The organism is Pelomonas sp. Root1444, from assembly GCF_001426885.1.
Lineage (GTDB): Bacteria > Pseudomonadota > Gammaproteobacteria > Burkholderiales > Burkholderiaceae_C > Pelomonas.
In genome coordinates this window covers 518407-540986 of the sequence record NZ_LMFP01000003.1, presented here as the reverse complement: position 1 = coordinate 540986, position 22580 = coordinate 518407, and the positions used below count along the sequence as shown (strand labels likewise).

Annotated in this window: 20 protein-coding genes; 8 read left to right on the top strand and 12 right to left on the bottom strand. The window is 67.7% G+C overall.

Annotation, left to right across the window (positions count from 1 at the left end; all coding sequences use genetic code 11):
• The first annotated feature begins 96 nt into the window (after positions 1-96).
• The 8 genes from ppsA to ASD35_RS05240 all read left to right on the top strand — a co-directional run bounded on the left by ppsA (position 97) and on the right by ASD35_RS05240 (position 9134).
• Positions 97-2493 carry a phosphoenolpyruvate synthase gene (ppsA, locus tag ASD35_RS05275; protein WP_056873843.1) on the top strand — a complete coding sequence of 799 codons (2397 nt, stop codon included), beginning with the start codon at positions 97-99 and terminating at the stop codon, positions 2491-2493.
• Between the two features lie 74 nt (positions 2494-2567).
• On the top strand, positions 2568-4634 hold the full coding sequence (locus ASD35_RS05270; RefSeq protein ID WP_235538245.1) for a VC_2705 family sodium/solute symporter: 2067 nt from the start codon (positions 2568-2570) through the stop codon (positions 4632-4634).
• A 144-nt stretch (positions 4635-4778) separates the two neighbouring features.
• Entirely contained in the window at positions 4779-5141 is a 363-nt protein-coding gene (rpsF, locus tag ASD35_RS05265; protein WP_056873841.1) for a 30S ribosomal protein S6, read from the top strand.
• 50 nt (positions 5142-5191) lie between these two features.
• Positions 5192-5500, top strand: coding sequence for a primosomal replication protein N (priB, locus tag ASD35_RS05260; protein ID WP_056873840.1), 309 nt, complete (start codon positions 5192-5194; stop codon positions 5498-5500).
• Between the two features lie 28 nt (positions 5501-5528).
• Entirely contained in the window at positions 5529-5819 is a 291-nt protein-coding gene (rpsR, locus tag ASD35_RS05255) for a 30S ribosomal protein S18 (protein ID WP_056873839.1), read from the top strand.
• Positions 5820-5831: 12 nt separating this feature from the next.
• Positions 5832-6284 carry a 50S ribosomal protein L9 gene (gene rplI / locus ASD35_RS05250; protein WP_056873838.1) on the top strand — a complete coding sequence of 151 codons (453 nt, stop codon included), beginning with the start codon at positions 5832-5834 and terminating at the stop codon, positions 6282-6284.
• A gap of 147 nt (positions 6285-6431) precedes the next feature.
• A complete protein-coding gene (gene dnaB, locus ASD35_RS05245) occupies positions 6432-7856 on the top strand; it encodes a replicative DNA helicase (protein WP_056873837.1) in 1425 nt (474 codons plus the stop codon).
• A gap of 153 nt (positions 7857-8009) precedes the next feature.
• Positions 8010-9134 (top strand): PA0069 family radical SAM protein, encoded by a 1125-nt coding sequence (locus ASD35_RS05240; protein ID WP_056873836.1) that lies wholly within the window; start codon positions 8010-8012, stop codon positions 9132-9134.
• A gap of 45 nt (positions 9135-9179) precedes the next feature.
• Here ASD35_RS05240 and ASD35_RS05235 read toward each other — a convergent pair whose 3' ends face one another.
• The 12 genes from ASD35_RS05235 to ASD35_RS05180 form a co-directional block, all read right to left on the bottom strand.
• Entirely contained in the window at positions 9180-9749 is a 570-nt protein-coding gene (locus tag ASD35_RS05235; protein ID WP_235538244.1) for a hypothetical protein, read from the bottom strand.
• 47 nt (positions 9750-9796) lie between these two features.
• A complete protein-coding gene (locus ASD35_RS05230) occupies positions 9797-10345 on the bottom strand; it encodes a hypothetical protein (protein ID WP_157275391.1) in 549 nt (182 codons plus the stop codon).
• 132 nt (positions 10346-10477) lie between these two features.
• Positions 10478-11590 carry a hypothetical protein gene (locus ASD35_RS05225; RefSeq protein WP_056873833.1) on the bottom strand — a complete coding sequence of 371 codons (1113 nt, stop codon included), beginning with the start codon at positions 11588-11590 and terminating at the stop codon, positions 10478-10480.
• Positions 11591-11682: 92 nt separating this feature from the next.
• Complete coding sequence (locus ASD35_RS05220) at positions 11683-12195, bottom strand: helix-turn-helix transcriptional regulator (protein ID WP_157275390.1); 513 nt, start codon at positions 12193-12195, stop codon at positions 11683-11685.
• A gap of 173 nt (positions 12196-12368) precedes the next feature.
• On the bottom strand, positions 12369-14039 hold the full coding sequence (locus ASD35_RS05215; RefSeq protein ID WP_162254428.1) for a phosphoethanolamine transferase: 1671 nt from the start codon (positions 14037-14039) through the stop codon (positions 12369-12371).
• An 80-nt stretch (positions 14040-14119) separates the two neighbouring features.
• Positions 14120-15757: a response regulator gene (locus tag ASD35_RS05210; RefSeq protein WP_162254427.1), complete on the bottom strand. Its 1638-nt coding sequence runs from the start codon at positions 15755-15757 to the stop codon at positions 14120-14122.
• 261 nt (positions 15758-16018) lie between these two features.
• Complete coding sequence (dnaJ, locus tag ASD35_RS05205; protein ID WP_056873830.1) at positions 16019-17167, bottom strand: molecular chaperone DnaJ; 1149 nt, start codon at positions 17165-17167, stop codon at positions 16019-16021.
• A gap of 64 nt (positions 17168-17231) precedes the next feature.
• The gene (gene dnaK, locus ASD35_RS05200; protein WP_255354508.1) at positions 17232-19214 is read right to left on the bottom strand and encodes a molecular chaperone DnaK; all 1983 of its coding nucleotides are present in this window, start codon (positions 19212-19214) and stop codon (positions 17232-17234) included.
• A gap of 62 nt (positions 19215-19276) precedes the next feature.
• The gene (gene grpE / locus ASD35_RS05195) at positions 19277-19798 is read right to left on the bottom strand and encodes a nucleotide exchange factor GrpE (RefSeq protein ID WP_056873828.1); all 522 of its coding nucleotides are present in this window, start codon (positions 19796-19798) and stop codon (positions 19277-19279) included.
• An 81-nt stretch (positions 19799-19879) separates the two neighbouring features.
• Entirely contained in the window at positions 19880-20302 is a 423-nt protein-coding gene (locus ASD35_RS05190) for an RNA-binding S4 domain-containing protein (protein ID WP_056873827.1), read from the bottom strand.
• A complete protein-coding gene (gene hemH / locus ASD35_RS05185) occupies positions 20299-21396 on the bottom strand; it encodes a ferrochelatase (RefSeq protein WP_056873826.1) in 1098 nt (365 codons plus the stop codon). Before hemH ends, ASD35_RS05190 begins: the two co-directional genes overlap by 4 nt.
• 150 nt (positions 21397-21546) lie before the next feature.
• Positions 21547-22515, bottom strand: a complete 969-nt coding sequence (locus tag ASD35_RS05180) for an adenylate/guanylate cyclase domain-containing protein (RefSeq protein WP_056873825.1) — start codon at positions 22513-22515, stop codon at positions 21547-21549.
• Positions 22516-22580: the final 65 nt, after the last annotated feature.

Here is a 22580-nt window from a genome sequence, read left to right as displayed (position 1 = left end):
CCGCGCCTGCCTTGAGCACCTCTGCTCGGCGGTGACACACATGGACGGCCCGGACGACGCGACGACACCGGTTTTTCAACCTCCCGGAGTTTCCCCATGTCCACCCTGTTCGAGGCGACCGCCCTGGTCGTACCGTTTGAGAACCTGAGGATGAGCGATGTCGAGGCAGTTGGCGGCAAGAACGCCAGCCTCGGCGAAATGATCTCGCAGCTCGCCGCCAGCGGCGTGCGCGTCCCCGGCGGGTTCGCCACCACGGCGCATGCCTTCCGGCAGTTCCTCAAGCACGAGGGACTGGACGCGCGCATCGCGGCGCGGTTGAGCTCGCTCAATACCGACGACGTGCGCGCACTGGCCGAGGCCGGCGCGGAGATCCGCGGCTGGATCGAGAACCAACCCTTCCCGGCCGACTTGGAGGCCGGCGTGCGCGCCGCCTACGCCCAGCTGACGGCCGACAACCCGGACGCCACCTTCGCCGTGCGCTCCTCTGCCACGGCCGAGGACCTGCCCGACGCGTCTTTCGCCGGCCAGCAGGAAACCTTCCTGAACGTGCACGGCATCGACGAGGTGCTGCACAAGATGCGCGAGGTGTTCGCGTCGCTCTACAACGACCGCGCCATCAGCTACCGCGTCCACAAGGGCTTCGCCCACAACGATGTGGCGCTGTCCGCCGGCGTGCAGCGCATGGTGCGCAGCGACCTCGGCTCGGCCGGCGTCATGTTCACCATCGACACCGAGAGCGGCTTCCAGGAAGTCGTTTTCATCACGTCCAGCTATGGCTTGGGCGAGACGGTGGTGCAGGGCGCCGTGAACCCGGACGAGTTCTACGTCCACAAGCCCGCGCTGAAGGCCGGCAAGCTGGCCATCATCCGCCGCAACCTGGGCTCCAAGCTGTTGCGCATGGAGTTCGCGTCGCCAGAGGAGAAGGCCGCGTCCGGCAAGCTGGTGAAGACGGTGGACACCGTGCCCGAGCACCGCAACCGCTACTCGTTGAACGACGCCGAGGTGACCGAGCTGGCGCAGTACGCGCTGATCATCGAGCAGCACTACGGCCGCGCGATGGACATCGAATGGGGCCGCGACGGCGTCGACGGCAAGATCTACATCCTGCAGGCACGCCCCGAGACGGTGAAGAGCCAGATGGCCGGCCAGGTCGAGCACCACTACAAGCTCAAGGCGCACAGCGCCGTGCTGGCCGAGGGACGCGCCATCGGCCAGAAGATCGGCACCGGCCCGGTCCGCCTGGTCGACAGCGTCGCCGAGATGGAGCGGGTGCAGCCGGGCGACGTGCTCGTCACCGACATGACCGACCCGAACTGGGAGCCGGTCATGAAGCGCGCCAGCGCCATCGTGACGAACCGCGGCGGCCGCACCTGCCACGCGGCCATCATTGCGCGCGAACTGGGCATCCCGGCGGTCGTCGGCTGCGGTGACGCGACGGACAAGCTCAAGGACGGCCAGCTGGTCACGGTGGCCTGCTCCGAGGGTGACACCGGCTACATCTACGACGGCCTGCTGGAGACCGAGGTCAGCGAGGTGCACCGCGGCGAGCTGCCGTACTGCCCCATCAAGATCATGATGAACGTCGGCAACCCGCAACTGGCCTTCAACTTCGCGCAGATGCCGTCGGGTGGCGTGGGCCTGGCGCGGCTCGAGTTCATCATCAACAACAACATCGGCGTCCATCCCAAGGCCATCCTGGACTATCCGAACATCGACGCCGACCTGAAGAAGGCCGTTGAGTCGGTGGCCCGTGGCCACGCCTCGCCGCGTGCCTTCTACGTGGACAAGCTGGCTGAAGGCATCGCGACCATCGCCGCCGCCTTCTTCCCGCGCCCGGTCATCGTTCGCCTCTCGGACTTCAAGAGCAACGAGTACCGCAAGCTCATCGGCGGTAGCCGCTACGAGCCGGACGAAGAGAACCCGATGCTGGGCTTCCGCGGCGCGTCGCGCTACATCAGCGGCGAGTTCCAGGACGCCTTCGCGATGGAGTGCGAGGCGCTCAAGCGCGTGCGCAAGGAGATGGGCCTGACCAACATCGAGATCATGGTGCCCTTCGTGCGGACCGTGAAGCAGGCCTCGCGCGTGGTCGAGATGCTGGCCGAGCGCGGCCTGAAGCGCGGCGTCGACGGCCTGCGCATCATCATGATGTGCGAGGTGCCGAGCAACGCCATCCTGGCCGAGCAGTTCCTGGAGCATTTCGACGGCATGTCCATCGGCTCCAACGACCTGACACAGCTCACACTCGGCCTGGACCGCGATTCGGGCCTGGAGCAACTGGCCGGTGACTTCGACGAGCGCGACCCGGCCGTCAAGGCCATGATCTCGCGCGCCATCCGCGCCTGCCGCGCCACCGGCAAGTACATCGGCATCTGCGGCCAGGGCCCCAGCGACCACCCGGACTTCGCCGACTGGCTGGCGGAGGAGGGCATCGTGTCGATCTCGCTGAACCCGGACACTGTCATCGAAACCTGGCAGCGCCTCGCGGCCAAGTAAGCCGCCTTCGCGTCTGTGCAGCCCGGGTTCTCCTGAGGGGAGCCCGGGCTTTTTGTTGCCCGATGATGGCGGCCGTGCCAGCCCGCCACCTTCATCGCCGTTATGCGCTGTTCGCGCTGAGCTTCATCGCGCTCGTGCTGGCGCTCGGCGTGGGCGAACAGCGCGGTCTGCCCAAGGCCTGGATCGGCTACACCTTCCTCGGCGCCACGGTGGCCGTCTATGCCGTGATCGGCATCCTGTGCCGCACCACCGACCCGGCGGAGTACTTCGTCGCCGGCCGCCGCGTGCCGCCGCTGTACAACGGCATGGCCGCCGGCGCGGACTGGATGAGCGCCGCGAGCTTCATCGGCCTGGCCGGCACGCTGTACGCCAGCGGCTACGCGGGCCTGGCCTATGTGCTGGGCTGGACGGGCGGCTTCGTCCTCGTCGCGCTGTGCATCGCGCCCTACCTGCGCCGCTTCGGCCAATACACGCTGCCCGACTTCCTCGCCGAGCGCTTCGACAGCCGCGCGCTGCGCCTGGTCGGCGCCGGCGCGGCCATCCTGGTGTCGTTCGTCTACCTGGTGGCGCAGATCTACGGCGTGGGCCTCATCACCACGCGGCTGACCGGGCTGGGCTTCGAGGTCGGTGTCTTCGTCGGCCTGGGCGGCGTGCTGGTCTGCTCCTTCCTGGGCGGCATGCGCGCCGTCACGTGGACGCAGGTGGCCCAGTACCTCATCATGATCCTGGCCTACCTGGTGCCGGTCATCTGGCTGAGCGTCAAGCAGACCGGCTGGCCGCTGCCGCAGCTGGTCTACGGCCAGCAACTGCACCAGCTGGCCGAGCGCGAGCGCGAGCTGATGCGCGACCCGGCCGAACTGCAGGTGCGCGCCATCCACCAGCAGCGCGCCGATGCCGCCACCGTCCGGCTGGCCGATGTGCCCGCCGCGCTCAGCGATGAGCAGGCGAAGGCCGCGGCCAGCGTCAGCGCGCTGAAGGCGGCGGACGCGCCGCTGGCTCAGATCCAGGCGGCCGAGAAACAGCGCGCCGCGCTGCCACGCACGGCCGCGGAGGCCGAGGACCAATGGCGGCGCGAACAGGCCAGCGAGGCCCGCCTCGCCCAGCCGCTGTCCGGACTGGTGCCGCACACCCAGCCCTTCGCCATGTCGGCCGGCAACCCCGACGGCAGCGCCGCCGAGCGCGAGCAGGCCGGCACCGCGCGCCGCAACTTCATCGCGCTGGCGCTGTGCCTGATGGTCGGCACGGCGGGCCTGCCGCATCTGCTGACGCGCTACTACACGACAAGCTCGGTCGCCAAGGCGCGCGAGTCCGTGGCCTGGTCGCTGGTCTTCATCTGCTTGCTCTACCTCACGGCGCCGGCGCTGGCCGTGATGGTCAAGACCGAGGTCTTCAACAGCCTCGTCGGCACCCCCTTCGACCAGTTGCCGGCCTGGATGCGCCAGTGGCAGCGCGTCGACCCGGGCCTGCTGTCGGCGGTCGACCTCAACGGCGACGGCCGGCTGCAGCTCGGCGAACTGCGGCTGCATCCGGATCTGGTCATGCTCGTCATGCCCGAGCTGGGCGGCCTGCCTTATGTCATCTCCGGCATGGTGGCGGCTGGCGGCCTGGCGGCGGCGCTGTCGACCGCCGACGGGCTGCTGCTGGCCATCTCCAGCGCGCTGTCGCACGACATCTACTACAAGGCCATCAATCCCGAGGCATCGCGCACGCGGCGGGTCACGCTGTCCAAGGCGCTGCTGCTGGCCGCGGCGCTCGCTGCGGCGGCCGTGGCCTCCAGCCGGCCGGCGGACATCCTGGCCGTCGTCACGGCGGCGTTCTCCATTGCCGGCTCGACCTTCTTCCCCGCGTTGGTGGCCGGCGTGTTCTGGCGCCGCGCCAACCGCGCCGGCGCGCTGGCCGGCATGCTGGCGGGGCTGGCGGTCTGCCTGGTCTATCTCTTCATCGCCCATCCGATGCTGCGTGCGGTCATCGGCCTGCCCGGGCCGGCGACGCTGCTCTGGGGCATACAACCCGCCTCGGCAGGAATCTTCGGCGTGCCGGCCGGCGCGCTCGTGCTCTTTCTCGTCAGCCTGCTGACGCCTGCGCCGGACGCGCGGCAGCGTGAGTTTGTCGACGCGCTGCGTGCCCCGCCCGCGCCTTGACACCCACCCGCTTTGGACATTCCGCCGCAGCAGGCTAGAATTGCGGGTTCCCCCTTGCCGGGCCACGAGTAGACGCCGTGGTGCGGCTTCCACAGCCCGGGAGTCATTCCGACAAGCCGGCGCTGGAATCCACAAGGAGTATTCATGCGTCACTATGAAATCGTTCTGCTGATCCATCCGGATCAAAGCGAACAGGTTCCGGCCATGCTGGAGCGCTACAAGGGCCTGATCACCGCCGGTGGTGGTGTCGTGCACCGGGTCGAAGACTGGGGTCGCCGTCAACTGGCGTACCAGATCCAGAAGCTCGGCAAGGCTCATTACCTGTGCCTGAACATCGAAGTCACCAAGGAAATCCTGGGTGAGCTCGAGACCGGCTTCCGCTTCAACGACGCCGTGCTGCGCCACCTCACCGTGGTCCAGGACAAGGCCATCACGACCCCTTCGGTCATGATGAAGGCCGTCGAGCGCGAAGAAGCCCGCAAGGCGCCGCAGCAAGAAGCGGCCTGAGCGCAGGTCATCGCTAAAGAACCAGGTTTTTCAAGCAGCGTGCCGACGGCGTGAACCAGCTTCACCTGAAGGCGCAGATCCAGCAACTCGGTCAAGTTCGCTACACACCCGCCGGGCTGATGGCCCTGGACGCAAGCCTCAAGGCCGAGTCCGAAGTCATCGAAGCCGGCAAGCCGCGCAAGGTCTCCCTGGAGATCAAGGCGGTTGCGGTGGGCGAGGTGGCCAAGCAGTTGCAGGCGCTGGGAGTTGGTGGCGTCGCGGTGTTCCGCGGTTTCCTGACCCACCAGCGCAACGGCCGGGGCTTCATCGCCCACGTCACCGTGATCGAACCCGCTGCTGCTGAACCCGGAAATATTTGAATCCGGATAGATTTAACAGAGGTCCTCTATGCCCCCGCCACGTGGTAAAGGTCGCTTCTCCAAAGACAAGAAGCCCAAGCGCAACCAACAATCGTTGCTGTTCCGTCGCAAGCGTTTCTGCCGCTTCACCGTCGCCGGTGTCGAAAAGATCGACTACAAGGACATCGACACGCTGCGCGATTTCATCTCCGAGAACGGCAAGATCACGCCCGCTCGCCTGACCGGCACGCGTGCCTTCTTCCAGCGTCAGCTGACGGTGTCCATCAAGCGCGCGCGCTTCCTGGCCTTCCTGCCGTACAGCGACCAGCACAAGGTCTAAGGAGCTGACGACATGCAAGTGATCCTGCTCGAAAAAGTGGCCAACCTCGGCAACCTCGGCGACGTCGTCAAGGTCAAGGACGGTTATGCCCGCAACTTCCTGATCCCGACCAAGCAGGCGCGCCGCGCCACCGAAGTCGCGATCAAGGAATTCGAAGCCAAGCGCGCCGAACTCGAAAAGGCCGCCGCCGCCAAGCTGGCCGAAGCCCAGAAGCTGGGTGAAGCCCTGGCCGGCAAGACCGTGCGCATCGCCCAGAAGGCCGGTGTGGACGGCCGCCTGTTCGGCTCCGTCACCAACGCCGACATCGCCGATGCGCTGACCAAGGCCGGCTCGCCGATCGCCAAGTCGCAAGTGCGTCTGCCGAACGGCCCGCTGAAGACCGTCGGCGAATTCCCGGTCAGCGTCGCTGCCCACACGGACGTCGTCGTCGAGATCAGCGTTCAGGTAGTTGCCGAGGCCGAGTAATCGCCCTCTAATGGTGAAGCGGCCCCACCGGGCTGCGACACAACGAAGGCCGAAACCTCAGGGTTTCGGCCTTCTGTCTTTGAGGACCGAGTTTTCCCGCCCGGTCCACCGGCTGCTCCCAAGTCGTTCACAGCTTTATCCACAGGCATGTCCGCGATCTTTCCTGGTTCCTCCTCCACCGCGCCGCATGACGACGAGGTCGCGCGCCTGCGCGTGCCGCCGCACTCGGTCGAGGCCGAGTACAGCGTGCTCGGCGGCCTGCTGATCGACAACTCGGCCTGGGACCGCGCCGCCGACCTGCTGACCGACAGCGACTTCTACCGCTTCGAGCACAAGCACATCTTTGCGTCGATCGGCAAGCTCATCAACGCGGGCAAGCCGGCCGACGTCGTCACCGTCTTCGACGACCTGACGTCGCTGGGCCGCGCCGAGGAATGCGGTGGCCTGGCCTACCTGAATTCGATCGCCCAGAGCGTGCCGAGTGCCGCCAACTTGCGGCGTTATGCCGAGATCGTTCGGGAGCGCGCCATCCTGCGCAAGCTGGTGGCCACGAGTGACGAGATCGCCACCGCGGCGATGAACCCGCAGGGCCGCGCGGTCACGCAGATCCTCGACGAGGCCGAGGGCAAGATCTTCCGCATCGGCGAGGAGGGCTCGCGCAGCCGCCAGGGCTTCCAGAGCATGGACAACCTGGTCGTCGCGCTGATCGACCGCGTCAACGAACTGGCCGAGAGTGGCGCCCAGGACGTGACCGGCGTGCGCACCGGTTTCTACGACCTGGACAAGCAGACCGCCGGCCTGCAGCCCGGCGACCTGATCGTGCTGGCCGCGCGGCCATCCATGGGCAAGACCGCCTTCGCCGTCAACATTGCCGAGAACGTCGCGATCAACGAAGGCCTGCCGGTCGTCATCTACTCGATGGAAATGGGCGCCGCGCAGCTGGCGCTGCGGATGGTGGGCTCCATCGGCCGCATCGACCAGAGCCACCTGCGTACCGGCAAGCTGGCTGACGACGAGTGGGGCCGGCTGTCGGAGGCGGTCGACAAGCTTGGCAAAGCCGCCATCTATATTGACGAGAGCCCCGGCTTGTCGCCAAGCGAGGTGCGTGCCCGTGCCCGTCGACAGGCCCGCATCAGTGGCCAGCTCGGACTCATCGTCATCGACTACCTGCAGCTGATGAGTGGCAGCGGCGGTGGCAGCGAGGAGAACCGTGCCACCGTGCTGGGCGAGATCTCGCGCGGCCTGAAGGCGCTGGCCAAGGAACTGCGCTGCCCCGTCATCGCGCTGTCGCAGCTGAACCGCTCGGTGGAGCAGCGGCCCGACAAGCGGCCCATGATGTCCGACCTGCGCGAGTCCGGCGCCATCGAGCAGGACGCGGACATCATCATGTTCATCTACCGGGACGAGTACTACACGAAGGACGAGTGCAAGGAGCCTGGGGTCGCGGAGATCATCATTGCGAAACAGCGTAACGGCCCGGTGGGCACGGTGAAGCTGATGTTCCAGCGCATGCACACCAAGTTCGAGAACCTCGCGCCGGGGTACGTGGGCGTGGAGCGGGACGAGTACTAGCGGTCCACCGGCGCAATTTACAGAAGGCCACCGATGCAGCGCATCAGTGGCCTTTTCTTCGCGGGGCCATGGCAGCGTTCAACGTGCCCGGCCATTGCGGGCCTGAAACACTCTCGCCGTGGTGCGTGGTCAAAAGCTGTATATATTCACAGTATGACTTCCGCTCCCACCCGCATCGCCGCCGCCCAACCTGCACTCGTCCCGCTGGACTCGATCAAGGGCCGCGGCACGGCCACCGCGATGCCGCATCGCTTCGAGCAGCGTAAGCGCGAACAGTACGACGACGGCTGGGGGTCGTTGGACCAGGAAGCTGCCGAGGAGCATCTGCCGCCGGCGACCCAGGTCATCGAGGAGATGGCCAAGAAGATCGTCACGGCCAACCAGTCGCCCGACATCAACTTCGACTACTCGATCAACCCGTACCGCGGTTGCGAGCATGGCTGCATCTATTGCTTCGCGCGGCCGACCCACAGCTACCTGAACCTCTCGCCGGGGCTGGATTTCGAAACGCGCATCGTGGCCAAGGTCAACGCGGCCGAGCGGCTGCGCGAGACGCTGGCCTCGCCGCGCTACGAGCCGCGCTCGCTGGTGCTCGGCACGGCCACCGATGCTTACCAGCCGGTCGAGCGCAAGCTGGGCATCACGCGGCGCATCGTCGAGGTGCTGGCGGAATGCAGCCACCCGTTCTCGGTCGTCACCAAGAGCAGCGGCATCGAACGCGAGCTGGACCTGATCGCGCCGATGGCGGCGCAGGGGCTGGTGTCGGTCTACCTGTCGGTGACGACGCTGGACAACGACCTCGCCCGCATCCTGGAACCGCGCGCCGCGGCACCGGCGCGGCGCCTGCGCACGATCCAGGCGTTGGCGGACGCCGGCGTGCCGGTGGGCGTCAGCGTGTCGCCCATCATTCCCTTCATCAACGAACCGGAGCTGGAGCGCATTTTGGCCGCCGCCGCAGAGGCGGGCGCCAGCAGCGCCTTCAGCATCCCGGTGCGCCTGCCTTGGGAGGTGAACCCGCTGTTCCAGGACTGGCTGGACCGCCACTTTCCCGACCGGGCAGAGCGTGTGATGGCGCGCATTCGCGAGATGCGCGGTGGCAAGGACAACGACCCGCGCTTCGGCACGCGTTTCACCGGCGAGGGGGTGTGGGCCCAGTTGCTGCAGGCGCGCTTCCAACGGGCCGTTGCGAAGCTGGGGCTGCGCAACAAACGGCGGCCGGTGCAACTGGCGCTGTTCAACCGGCCGCGCAAGCCGTCGGCACAGGGCGATTTGTTCTAGCGATCAAGGCCGCAGCGGCCACCGCTGCGGGCGCCGCCCCAATGCCTACCAGAGGGTGTTGACGAGGAGCCAATCGTCTGCCGTCAGGCTGTCCAGCGTGCTGCGGATGGCGTCGTGGTGTGCATCCGCGCCGGGCGCTCGCAGGCAGCGCCGCAACCGCAGCGCCGTCCGGCCCGGCACCCAGCGGCCCAGGTGAGCATCCGGTGGGGAGGACAAGCGGCGGCCGGTCAGCGCGCCCAGCCAATGCGCCAGCGTGGCGCCTGCCGCCACGCGTCGAGCCAGGCCACGGGGCAGTGCCAAGGCGCTTGCATCGTGGAACATGGCATGCCAAAGCTGTGGGGGCAGCGCAGGTACAAGCGTGGTCCATTCGAGCATCTGCAATGACAGCGCCATGCTCATGCCGGCAGGGCCGGACGCCAGCCAACCGCGCGCATAGGCATCGTCCTGCAGACCGAGGCATGCCAGTTGATGCGGCGTCAAGGCATGCAGACGGCCGACGGCCTGTTGACGGGCGCTTGCGCCCTGACCGCCTGTGGCCAGCCGCCATTGCGCGAGCAGCAAGCTGCAGCGTACTGGCGACAGCCTGCATCGACCACAGTGAACCATGAAGGCCACTCAGCGCTCCTGTTGCAGCCCTGCCGGTGGGCCCGGTTTGCGTCCCGTCAATGGCAACCCACGGCGCTCCCGTCCCTGACCAGCGCAGTGGGCAGCGGCGCATGCGCCATGGCCGTGAAGACGGCTGCGGCGCGGTCGCTTGCCGCGTTGTTGCTGGCACCGCCTATCGTGGCCCTCGCGATGGACCAATGACCGGGCGGCACATTGTCGAACACCACGGGCCACGGCCCCGCGTTGGCGCCGCCGGGTGGCGGGTTGGGTATGGTCAGGTCTCCGACGACCAGAGGCGGCGGCGGTGGATTGCCGGGCACATCGACCGAGATCCTCAACCAGCAGGGAAAGGCGGCGGCGTGGGCCATGTTGTTGAACAGGGACAAGGTCGCGGGGTTGCCCGACACGCCGAAGCTGGCCCGGGACCAGTCGATCTGGTTCACCGTTCCCGCAACGACCCTCAAACCGCGGTAGAGATGGGTGGGATACCAGGCCACATCGGCGGTTTGCCGAGGCTGCTGGGGCTGAGGTGTCGGCGTCGGTGGCAGTTGCGCGCAGGACGCGAGCACCATCGTCGACAGGAGGGTGAGAAGCGCTTTGCTCATGGCGGTGGATCCTTGTACTCAGAGGCATGACATCGAGCGCAGGCTGGCCGCCACCGAATCTCGGCGACAGCCCTTCCCCACGCCCTGCGTCGGCACCGGACGCGGCTCGACGGGCCGCGTCGCTGGCGAAGGTCAGATCCAGGCCGCGCCGGAGCGTCCCGGCCACCAGCCAGTCAGCTTGATGTGCCCGCGGCCGAGTTCCCAGGTGTTGAGCGGATTGGCAACGCGCAGGAATTGCGTGGCGCCTGCGGTGAAATCCATGCGGATGTCGAAGTCGGTCGCCTCCAGCGGGATGCCCGTGATCTGGGTGTCCATCCCGCCCGAGACGCGAGCCGTGCGGGTCACCTTGTCGCCGTTCAGCCAGTACGTCACCGTGGCGTTGACGATGTAGGAGCCGCCGTTGTCCAGCCACAGGTTGAGGTAGGGGATGTCGCCCACCCAGCGAGGGATGATGACCCGGCCCGCAAAGGACGTGAATTCGTAGGCGTAGGCCACCGGCTCGCGATCGACCACATTCGTCTTGCTGGGGAATAGCCGCTTCTCGATGTTGTCCGTCGAGGAGGTGTTCTTGTAGGAGCCCTTCAGCGAGGCGGACTGGTCGCTGCCCGTCATCGCGGCGACACCGTCGACCGAGCCGGTGATGCTGAACTCGGCCTTGTCCTGGCGCGAGCCGATGTTCACGCAGCCGTCGGTGAGCCAGACCTTGGTGATCATCCCGAAGCCTTGGTCGATCTTGTCGCCCGTGGCCTTGTTGTATTTCTTGGCCACCTGAAGGATCTCGTCGTACCGCTCCAGCATGACCTTGGCGGGGTCTTCGACGAACTCGACGCCGTAGGTCGAGCCCGTCGACGTCAGAGAGCCCTTGGTGCCGAAGTCCCAGCTGCTCTGCAGGCCGACGGTGACCTCGGTGCCGGTGGTCGGGTCCTTGTACGGCACGTCGAACTTCACACCGACCGTCGTCTGCTTCACGTCGCCCTGCTCGATGTGCCAGTCGGTGCCGGAGACGGCGGTCAGGGCGGGGACGGCGATGCCCGTCTGCGCCCCTTGGAACTGGCTGTCGGTCGGATTGAACCAGCCCAGCGCCCCGACCCTGATGGTCGGATCGAGCGTCCAGTTGCCCCAGGCGAACCGATCCGTGTTGCGCAGCAGCCGGGTCAGCTGCACGTTCCAGGCGGTGCCGCCGTCTTCGGCAAGCCCGCTGGGTTGGGTGAGGACTTGAAAACCTTGTTCGCTCGATTCAGCCATGACCGCTCTCCTGTTGAAGTGAAGGAAAAGACCGCGATGTGGCACCGTCCATCGGTGCTGCACAAGCATGGCGGCGATCGCCCGTCAGGTGTTCAGGTGGCTCTTGCGCCGCAGGACTGACCACTTGCATCCTGTGCAAGCCGGATCTCCGTGCGGCGTTCGATGAAGCTCAGGAGCGCACGCACCTCGTCGACCGTGCGCTCGCTGACCAGCGGCGGCGGTTGCCCGCCGTCGGGCCGGTGGTGCACCGCCGGGTGGCCGATTCCCCGGATCAGCCAGTCCATCGAGATGTCGAGCGTGTCGCACAGGCGGATGGCATGGTGCAGCGTGATGGGGCCGCCCCGCTTCCAGCGGCTGATGGCGGCCTCGTTCACCGCCAGCGCACAGGCAAGCGCCGTGGCCTTGAAGTTGCCGCGCAACTGCATGGCGGCGATCAGCCGTTCACCGAACCGGCTGGCGTCCAGGCCCCTCGGCAGGGTGACCCGGCCGTCAGCATGGGAGCCCGGGTTGAGGGAGTCCATGGGGCCGAAGGCGGGCCCCATCGCCTGCGCAAGACGGCGGCTGTCACTGGAGGACGATGACGCGTGATCGGAAGTGCTGTCCATATCAGTTCTCCTGATGCGCCGCCCTCCAGGAGGTCAGCGTCGGGTGCTCACGGCGGATGGAAAGGCAGCGAGGGCCACGGCCCGCGGCTGTCTGCCCGGGTCCATGCCCCTTCCTTTGAAACGTGGGAACCCGCCATAACCCGACATCTGCGCGCAAACAGGCGGCGCAGGAACTAGCGCCGGCAGCCCGCCAGCAGGTCCCATTCAGGCCTGTAGACGTCCGCCCGTGCGCCCACCCATCCCATCGCGGTGTGGAAGAGGTTGTCGTGGGACGCCGGCTTGTCGCGCAATCCAGCCAGGCAACCGGGTTTCAGCGACGCGGCGAGCGCACCGCCCTCGGGCAGCCACAGGATCATCGGCACATGCGTCTGCTCGCGCGGCGCCAGCGCATAGGGCATGCCGTGGAGGTAGAGGCCGTTCTCGCCCAGCGATTCGCCATGGTCCGACACATAAAGCATGCCGGTGTCGAAGTGCGTGGCCTGCGCCTGCAGCCACGCGATGCTGCGCGCCAGCAGCCGGTCGGTCGTCACGAGGGTGTTGTCGTAGCCGTTGACGACCTGTTCGCGCGGGCACTGCTGCAGCTCGTTGCTGCGGCATTCGGGCTGGAAGGGCTTCAGGTCGGGCGGCGAGCGCTTGAAGTAGGCCGGGCCATGGCTGCCCATCTGGTGCATCACCAGCACCAGGCCGCGCTGGAGGCGCTGGGCGTCGAGCGCGGCGATGCGCTTGTCGAGTTCATGCAGCAGCGCTTCGTCGAAGCATTCCTCGCCGCTGCACAGGCCTGCCGGCATTGGCGCGGCGCCCTCGGGCAGCTTGGCCGTGAAGCTGTGGGGCACGCGGTCGCACAAGCCCTTGCAACCGCTCTGGTTGTCCAGCCACAGCACCGCCAGGCCGGCGCGCTGCAGCACATCCAGCAGGTTTTCCTGCGGCTTGTCGGCGTCGAAGGCGGAGCGGCCCTGGGGCGCGAACATGCAGGGCAGCGACGCCGCCGTGGCGGTGCCGCAGGACGTGACCTGGCGCAGGCTGAACAGGCTGGTGACGGGCAGCTTGGCCAACTCCGGGTTGGTGGGCCGCGCATAACCGTTCAGGCTGAAGTTCATCGCGCGCGCCGTCTCGCCGACGACCAGCAGCAGCAGCGGCGGCTTGCCGCCGTCGGCGCGCGGCAGCAGGTGGGCGTCTGCGCCCAGCACGGCCGGCGGGCCCTTGGGCCCGGCGAGGCTGCGCGCGGCGACGGCGCTGACCGAGTAGACCGCGTTCAACGGCGTGACCATGTAGCGCAGGCTTTTCTGGTTGCGCATCGTCGACGACAGCGTGGCGAAGACACTGAGCGCCAGCAACACCATCGCGACGACCGCAAGGCTGAACGACGCCAGGTTGCCGCCCAGCCGCCTCGCGACGTCCTGGGCCGGTGCCCGCGGCCGGCGCAGCAGCCAGCCGGCGGGCAAGGCGCCCAGCAGCAGCAGGCTGGCGAGCAGCCGCCAGCTCAGCAGGTCGCGCGTCTCGCGCACGTCGGTCTGCACCATGTTCGTGACCATCGTGGGGTCGAAGACGATGCCGTAGGTGCCGATGAAGTAAGCCAGCGCGGCGCCGGCCATCAGCAGGAAGGCCAGCACCCCCTTGATGACGCGCGGCCAGGCCAGCAGGCTCAGGACCGCTCCCGTGGCCGCCGTGACCATGCCCGCGAAGGCCAGCATGAAGCCCAGGCCCACGCCGGGCAGGGAGTGCAGCTGCTTCCACAGCGGCCAGTTGGCCAGCAGGCCCATCCACAAGGCGGCCAGCCAGGCCTGGGTCAGGGGCCGCGAGGTGTCGGGCTGGAACCAGGCCAGCAAGCGCTTGAACAGGGGCATGGGATCGAGAAAAAAAGAGGCGAGGGCGGCGGCCCGCATTGTCGTCGCGCCGCTGGCGCGGCGCGGTGTGGCGCAGTCGCTCAGGCGGTTTCGGCGCCCGCCGGTGCCGCGGCACGCAGCGCGACGCCACCGGTCGCGCGGGCCTTGCCCGGTGCGCCCGTCATCGGCTTCACGTAGCGGCCATGCAGCACTTCGATCTGCTCGGCCAGCGCCTGGGCACCGTCGATCTTCTCCGCATGGCGTTTGAGTACCAGGCCGGCCATGTCGATGAGCTTGGCGTTGCGCGTGCGCTCGCCCTGCTGGATCAGCAGTTCCACGGCGGTCCTGGCGCTGCCGCGCATGGAGTGGCGCATCGCCGTCTCGGCCACGCTGAAGACCTGCTGATGGCAGTCGCGGAACTGCTCGGCCGCGCCGGCGTGGCCTTCGGTCATCGCGACGAGGATCTCGGTGCTGGCCTTGGTCGCACAGTGGCGCATGCCCAGCTCGCGCAGCACGGGCATCATCTCGTCGAGCTCGACCTCCTGGCTGGACAGGCGCAGCCACAGCGCCGTCAGCAGCGAGGCGGCTTCCAGGTCGAAGCTGCCGCTGCCGGCGTGCTCGGTGAACTCGCGTGCCACAACGAGCGCCTGGCCGACGCGCCGCTCCAGCAGGAAGGCCAGGCCGCGGAAGACGAGGTCGAAACGCTGCAGCCGGATCGACCCTGGCGTGCGCTCCAGCGTCGCGATGAGCGCGTCGTGCGCGTACTTGAAGCCTTTGTGGTCCTTGTTGTCGAAGCGCATCAGGCCGATCAGCACGACGCTGAGCATGTCGAACAGCTTGGAGCGCAGCCCCTGCGACATGGCGCGCTCCAGCATCTTCAGCGCCTCGGCCCGCTCGCCAGCGTAAAAGCCCAGCGACCCGCAGCGCTGCAGGCGCAGCAGGCAGCCGGGCGTCAGTGTCGCGGCGGTCTGGTAGGTCTTGAGGGCCTCGCGGAGCTCGCCCTGCTCCATCTGCACATGGCCCATCAGATCGTGCGAGTCGGCGTAGTCGGGCAGCTCGCCGATCAGGTTCTCCAGCGTGCGCCGCGCGCCCTGCAGGTTGCCGCTGGCCACCTCGGTACGGGCCACGCCGAGCCGCGCCCACGGCACGGTCTTGGCGGCGATGATGGCTTCATACAGCACCTTGGCATCGCCGAAGCGCTTCAGGCGCAGCAGCAGTTCGGCACCGATGCGGGCGGCGTAGAGCCAGTACCTGTCCTTGGCCTCGAAGCGCGCCATGCAGAGGTTGGCGGCGGTCTCGAAATCCTGCGCCTCGATGGCCTCGAAGATCTCCTTCAGCACGCGCTTGCGCTGGCGCGCGCTGGCCAGCCGCTCGGCCAGGCTGGCGCTGGTGTAGGGCTTGACCAGGTAGGCATCCAGCGCCGCCTCGGCGGCCTCGGCGACCTTGGCGTAGGTGGCCTCGCTGGTCACCATGACGAACACGGTGGCGTAGGGCAGCAGGCCTTCGCGGCGCAGCTCATCCAGCAGGTCCTGGCCCGAGCTGTCGCTGGCGTCGAAGTGGTAGTCGCACAGCACGATGTCGAAGGTCTGGTGCTCCAGCATCACGCGCGCGTCCTTCACGCGCGGCGTCTGGCGCACCGTGCCGACGCCGAGGTCGCGCAGCTGCGCAGACATCAGGCTGCGCGAGGTGGCATTGCAGTCGATGATCAACGCCGACGCGTCCTGGATGGTGGGATCCATCAGGTACATGCAGCCTCCCATTCCGACGCGATGTCGTGAACTCTGATCTGGAGGCTGATGGAGTCAATCACTTATGAGTCATCGGTGTGACAGTCGGCGGACTTTAGGGCGGCACAGTCCAGAATGGTGCGCGGTTTGACGCGCGGTGGCGACGCTTTCCGTGATTTGTGACGCAGGCGCCTTTCCTACCGGGCACGCCAAACGCAGAAAAGCCGCGGCCCCTTGCGGGCGCCGCGGCTCGGCTGTGAGCGGAGGAGGGCCTTACTTGAACAGGTCCTTGACCCGGTCGGTCCAGCTCTTCGCGTTGGGCGAATGGCGCTCGCCGCCCTTCTTCAGCGACTCGTCCAACTCCTTGAGCAGCTTCTTCTGATGCTCGGTGAGCTTGACCGGCGTCTCGATCGCGATGTGGCAGTACAGGTCGCCGGGATAGCTGGAGCGCACACCCTTGATGCCCTTGCCGCGCAGGCGGAAGGTCTTGCCGTGCTGCGTGCCCTCGGGCAGCTCGATCTCGGCCTTGCCGCCCAGCGTGGGCACCTCGATGTTGCCGCCCAGCGTGGCGGTGACCATGGAGACCGGCATCGTGCAATGCAGATCGTCGCCGTCGCGCTCGAAGAGGTCGTGCTGCTTGATGCGGATCTCGATGTAGAGATCACCCGCCGGGCCGCCGTTCACGCCAGGCTCGCCGTTGCCCGCGGAGCGGATGCGCATGCCCTCGTTGATGCCGGCGGGGATCTTGACCTCCAGCGTCTTCTGCTTCTTGACCTTGCCCTGGCCGTTGCAGGTCATGCAGGGGTCCGGAATGATCTTGCCGCTGCCGTGGCAATGCGGGCAGGTCTGCTGGATGCTGAAGAAGCCCTGGCGCATGTGCACCGTGCCCGAGCCGCCACATGACCCGCAGGTCTTGGCACTGGTGCCGGGCTTGGCGCCGGTGCCGCTGCAGGTCTCGCAGTTCTCCCAGCTCGGGATGCGGATCTGCGTTTCCTTGCCGCGCGCGGCCTCTTCCAGCGTGATCTCCATCGCGTAGCTGAGGTCGCTGCCGCGGTAGACCTGCTGGCCGCCGCCGCGGCGCTGCCCGCCCTGGCCGCCGAAGATGTCGCCAAAGATGTCGCCGAAGGCCTCGGCAAAGCCGCCGAAGCCCTCGGGGCCCGCGCCGCGGCCGGCGCCCATGTTGGGGTCGACGCCGGCGTGGCCGTACTGGTCGTAGGCCGCGCGCTTCTGCGCATCGGACAGCATCTCGTAGGCCTCCTTGGCCTCCTTGAAACTTTCCTCAGCCTTCTTCGCCCCGTCGCCCTGGTTGCGGTCGGGGTGGTGCTTCATGGCCAGCTTGCGGTAGGCCTTCTTGATGTCTTCGTCGGACGCGTTCTTCGCGACGCCGAGGACTTCGTAGTAATCGCGCTTCGTGGAAGCCATGATCGTCTTTCAAGGGAAAAGCCCGGGCGCGCGGATGCGGTCCCGGGCTGGGGTCATGGAGGACTTACTTGCTGTCCTTGACTTCCTTGAACTCGGCATCCACGACGTTGTCATCGGCCGGGCGCTTGGCTTCGCCTTGCGGCGCCGCCTGGGGCTGCTCGGCACCCCCGGCTCCTGCCGCCGCTGCGGCAGCGGCCTGGGCGCCTTGCTGGTCGGCGTAGATCTTTTCGCCCAGCTTCTGGCTGGCGGTCATCAGCGCCTCGGTCTTGGCCTCGATGGCGGCCTGGTCGTCGCCCTTGATCGCTTCTTCCAGGTCCTTGGCGGCGGCTTCGATCTTCTCCTTCTCGTCGGCCTCCAGCTTGTCGCCGTGCTCGGAGAGCGACTTGCGCACGCTATGCACCATGCCGTCGGCCTGGTTGCGGGCCTGCACCAGCTCGACCTTCTTCTTGTCCTCGGCCGCGTTGGCCTCGGCGTCCTTCACCATCTTCTCGATCTCGGCCTCGCTCAGGCCCGAGTTGGCCTTGATGGTGATCTTGTTTTCCTTGCCGGTGCCCTTGTCCTTGGCGCCGACGTGCAGGATGCCGTTGGCGTCGATGTCAAAGCTGACCTCGATCTGCGGCACGCCGCGCGGTGCCGGCGGGATGCCTTCGAGGTTGAACTCGCCCAGCGACTTGTTGGCCTGGGCCAGCTCGCGCTCGCCCTGGTAGACCTTGATCGTCACGGCCGGCTGGTTGTCGTCGGCGGTGGAGAAGGTCTGGCTGAACTTGGTCGGGATGGTCGTGTTCTTCTTGATCATCTTCGTCATCACGCCGCCCAGGGTCTCGATGCCCAGGGAAAGCGGTGTGACGTCCAGCAGCAGGACGTCCTTGCGCTCGCCGCCCAGGACCTGGCCCTGGATGGCAGCACCGACGGCCACGGCCTCGTCGGGGTTCACGTCACGGCGCGGCTCCTTGCCGAAGAACTCCTTGACCTTGTCCTGCACCTTGGGCATGCGGGTCATGCCGCCGACCAGGATGACGTCGTCGATGTCGGAGAGCGCCACGCCGGCGTCCTTGACGGCCGTGCGGCAGGGGGCGATGGTGCGCTCGATCAGCTCGTCCACCAGCGACTCCAGCTTGGCGCGGGTCAGCTTGACGTTCAGGTGCTTGGGGCCGGTCGCGTCTGCCGTGATGTAGGGCAGGTTGACGTCGGTCTGCGACGAGTTGGACAGCTCGATCTTGGCCTTCTCGGCGGCTTCCTTCAGGCGCTGCAGGGCCAGCACGTCCTTGGTCAGGTCGACGCCCTGGTCCTTTTTGAACTCGGCAATGATGTAGTCGATGATGCGCTGGTCGAAGTCCTCGCCGCCCAGGAAGGTGTCGCCGTTGGTCGACAGCACTTCGAACTGCATCTCGCCGTCGACGTCGGCGATCTCGATGATGGACACGTCGAACGTGCCGCCGCCGAGGTCATAGACGGCGATCTTGCGGTCGCCCTTGCCGTGCTTGTCCAGGCCGAAGGCCAGCGCCGCAGCGGTGGGCTCGTTGATGATGCGCTTGACGTCCAAGCCGGCGATGCGACCGGCGTCCTTGGTCGCCTGGCGCTGGGCGTCGTTGAAGTAGGCCGGCACCGTGATGACGGCCTCGGTCACTTCCTCGCCGAGGTAGTCCTCGGCGGTCTTCTTCATCTTGCGCAGCACTTCGGCCGAGACCTGGGGCGGCGCGAACTTCTTGCCGCGCACTTCCACCCAGGCGTCGCCGTTGTCGGCGGCGGCGATGGTGTAGGGCATCAGGTCGATGTCCTTCTGCACTTCCTTCTCGGAGAACTTGCGGCCGATCAGGCGCTTGACGGCGTACAGCGTGTTCTTCGGGTTGGTCACCGACTGGCGCTTGGCCGAGGCGCCGACGAGGATCTCGCCGTCTTCCTGGTAGGCAATGATGGACGGCGTGGTGCGGGCACCCTCGGCGTTCTCGATGACGCGGGTGGTGTTGCCTTCCATGACGGCCACGCACGAGTTCGTGGTGCCCAGGTCAATGCCGATGATCTTTCCCATTTGGAACTCCTGAAGAATTTGTTGGATGTGTTCGAGTTGTGGATAACTGGCGCCGTTTCAAGGGCGCGGCGCCATGTGCATTACTTCGGCGCGGCAACCGTCACGAGCGCGGGCCGCAGCACGCGGTCGGCGATCAGGAAGCCCTTCTGCAGCACCGTGACCACGGTGTTGGCGTCCTGCTCGGCCGGCACCACGGAGATGGCCTGGTGCTGGTGCGGGTCGAACTTGGTGCCGGCGGACGGGTTGATCTCGACCACCTTGTTGCGCTCCAGCGCGCTGGCCAGCTGGCGGCGCGTGGCGTGCACGCCTTCCAGCACCGTCTCGACCTTGGCGTCGGGCGTCGCGATGGCCGCCTCCATGCTGTCCATCACCGGCAGCATGGCTTCGGCAAAGCTCTCGACCGCGAACTTGCGGGCCTTGGCGATGTCTTCATCGGCACGGCGGCGCACGTTCTCGACCTCGGCCTTGGCGCGCAGGTAGGCGTCGCTCATCTCGGCAAGGCGGCCTTCCAGCTCGGCGATCTTGTTTTCGGGGTTCAGTTCGGCGGCCGTGGGCTCGGTGGCGCCGGCCGCATCAGGGGGCAGGGAGTTTTCGGTCGTCATGGCATGAATGGGCAGGATCGCGTCGACGTGGGGCGCGATGTCCCGGTTTCAAGAGGGGGATTGGGAAACGAATTATCCGGGTCAACCCGGGTCTTCATCGTCGAGCGACGCCGACCAGCGGTCCCACTCGGCCAGACGGCGGCGATCCTGCTTGGTGGGGCGGCCCTGCTCGATGCTGTCCGCCGGCTCCGGGGCCAGGCGGCGCGCCTCGGCGGCGGCCTCGCGGGCGGTGATGCTGGCCTGGGTCTCGGCATAGAGCGCCTGGGCCTGGGGTGCCGGCCCGCGCTGGTTGGACAGGCCGAGGACCGAGACCTCGCGCGCCAGCGTACCGACGCGAATGCTCAACACGTCGCCCACCTTCACATCCCGCGCCGGCTTGACCGGTTGGCCGCCGACGCGAACGCGGCCGAGGTTGATCGCCTCGACGGCCAGCGCGCGGGTCTTGTAGAAGCGCGCGGCCCACAGCCATTTATCCAGCCGCATGCTGGCCGGGGCCTCGCTCATTCCTTCGCACCCGCTGCCATGGCACGCTGGCGTTGCAGCGCCAGCGTGTCGGGGTGGGGCGCGTCCGTCGGCCAGCCCTGCAGATGGCGTTCGGCGAGGGCCGCGAGGGCGCGCATGCCAGCCGGGTGGTCGTTCAGGCAGGGGATGTAGCCGAAACGCGGCCCGCCCGCACCCAGGAAGGCGGCGCGCGCTTCCTGGTTGATTTCTTCCAGCGTCTCCAGGCAGTCGGCCGCGAAGCCGGGGCAGATGACGTCGACGCTCTTCAGGCCGCCCTGGGCGAGCTTGACGAGGCTGGGTTCGGTATAGGGCGTGAGCCACTTGGCCTTGCCGAAGCGGCTCTGGAAGGTGACGAGCCACTCGCCGTCCTTCAGGCCCAGCGCCTCGGCCAGCAGGCGGCCGGTCTTCAGACATTCGCAGTGATAGGGATCGCCCAGGTGCAGCGTGCGCTCGGGCATGCCGTGGAAGCTCATGACCAGCTTGTCGCCGCGCCCTTCGCGCTGCCAGTGTTCACGCACGCTCTGGGCGAGGGCGGCGATGTGGCCCGTGTCGTCGTGATAGCGGTTGATGAAGCGCAGTTCCGGCAGGTGGCGGGTCTGGAGCGCCCAGCGCGCCACGTCGTCGATGACGCTGGCCGTCGTCGCGCCGGAGTACTGCGGGTAGGCCGGCAGCACCAGCACGCGGCGCACGCCTTCGCGCTTGAGCGCATCCAGCGTCGCGGCTATGGCCGGCTGGCCATAGCGCATGGCCATGGCCACGCGCACGCGCAGCCCGCGCTCGCCGAGGTAGCCCTGCAACAGCTTGGCCTGTTTCTCGGTCCACACCTTCAGCGGCGAACCGTCGGGCGTCCAGACGGTGGCGTACTTGGCGGCCGACTTGGCCGGCCGCACGCGCAGGATGATGCCGTGCAGGATGGCCAGCCAGACCAGCTTGGGGATCTCGACGACGCGTGGGTCGGCCAGGAACTGGGCCAGGTAGCGGCGCAAGGCCGCGGCCGTGGGGGCGTCGGGCGTGCCGAGGTTGCACAGCAGCACGGCGGTGTCCGGGCCAGCGGGCGCGGCGCCGTGGCGATGCGGCGGTTCGGGAAGAAAGGGCATGTCAGCGGCGGTGCCTGAGATTTGCGGGCCGAGCGCCGGGCTGCTCCCAAGCCGGCCCGGGATGGCGATGTGCTTGCCAGTCAACCTGGCCGGCATTGCCGTCCCTGTCGGGGACCGGCCAAGGTACTCCTTGGACGAGGGGCTCCATTCCTAGCGGCGGGAGCGCGGGCCGCCGAAGGGCTGCGGCTCGGTGTCGGCGAAGTGCAGCACCTCGAACCGCACGATCGGCGATTGCTCGTCCGTCGGCAGCCCGCCCAGGCCAATGACGCCCGAGCCATGCAGCGTGCAACTGCCGCGCTTGAGGCTCAGCAACTCGCCCGAATCGCCGAAGCGCACATAGGTGCCGTTGTATGAGAGGTCCGTCAGCTCGAAGCTGCTGCCTTGCCAGTCGATGCGGGCATGCGAGCGCGATACGCGAGCGTCGGTGATGCAGTAGGTGGCCTGCACGCTGCGGCCCAGCACGATGGGCATGGCGTCGATGTCGAACACGCGGTCCAGGTCTTGCCAGATCAGGCGCATGCCGTCGGGTTCGACCGAGCGCATCGGCTCGCCGAACTGCGTCGCCGTGGCGTCCGCGCCGACGAGCGGCGCGGCGTCCATGCGGTAGACATGCACCGGCTCGACGCGGCCGCGCACGGAGATGCGGTCCAGGCTGCGAAAGCGCCCCTTGGACGCGTGGTGCAGCCCGGCCAGCACCTCGGCGGTGATGAGGATCTCGCCGTCGCCGGCATGGTCGATCAAGCGGGCCGCGACATTGACGGCGTCGCCGAAGCAATCGCCGTTGAGTTCCACCACCTCGCCACGCGCCAGCGCCACCTGCAGGCGCAGGGCCAGCATGGCCGGGTTGCTCTGGCGGCGGGCTCGCTGCACGGTGCGTTCCAGCATCTCCTGCATGCGCTGCGCGGCGCGCACGCCGTCGCGCGGCGCCTCGAAGGCGGCCATCAGGCCGTCGCCCAGCGTCTTGATGAGCTGGCCGCCGCCTTCCAGCACGGCCTCGCTGATCTGCCCGACGGTCTGCGTGACCATGGCGCTGGCCTCGGCATTGCCGAGGGACTCGTAGAGGCCGGTGCTGCCGCGCAGGTCGGCAAAGAGGACGGTGCGCTCGCGGATCGCGGTCATGTCAGAAGTTTATCGGCGTAAAAAAGGCCGGGTTGAGCCGGCCTCTGTATCGGTTCGCGCGCAGC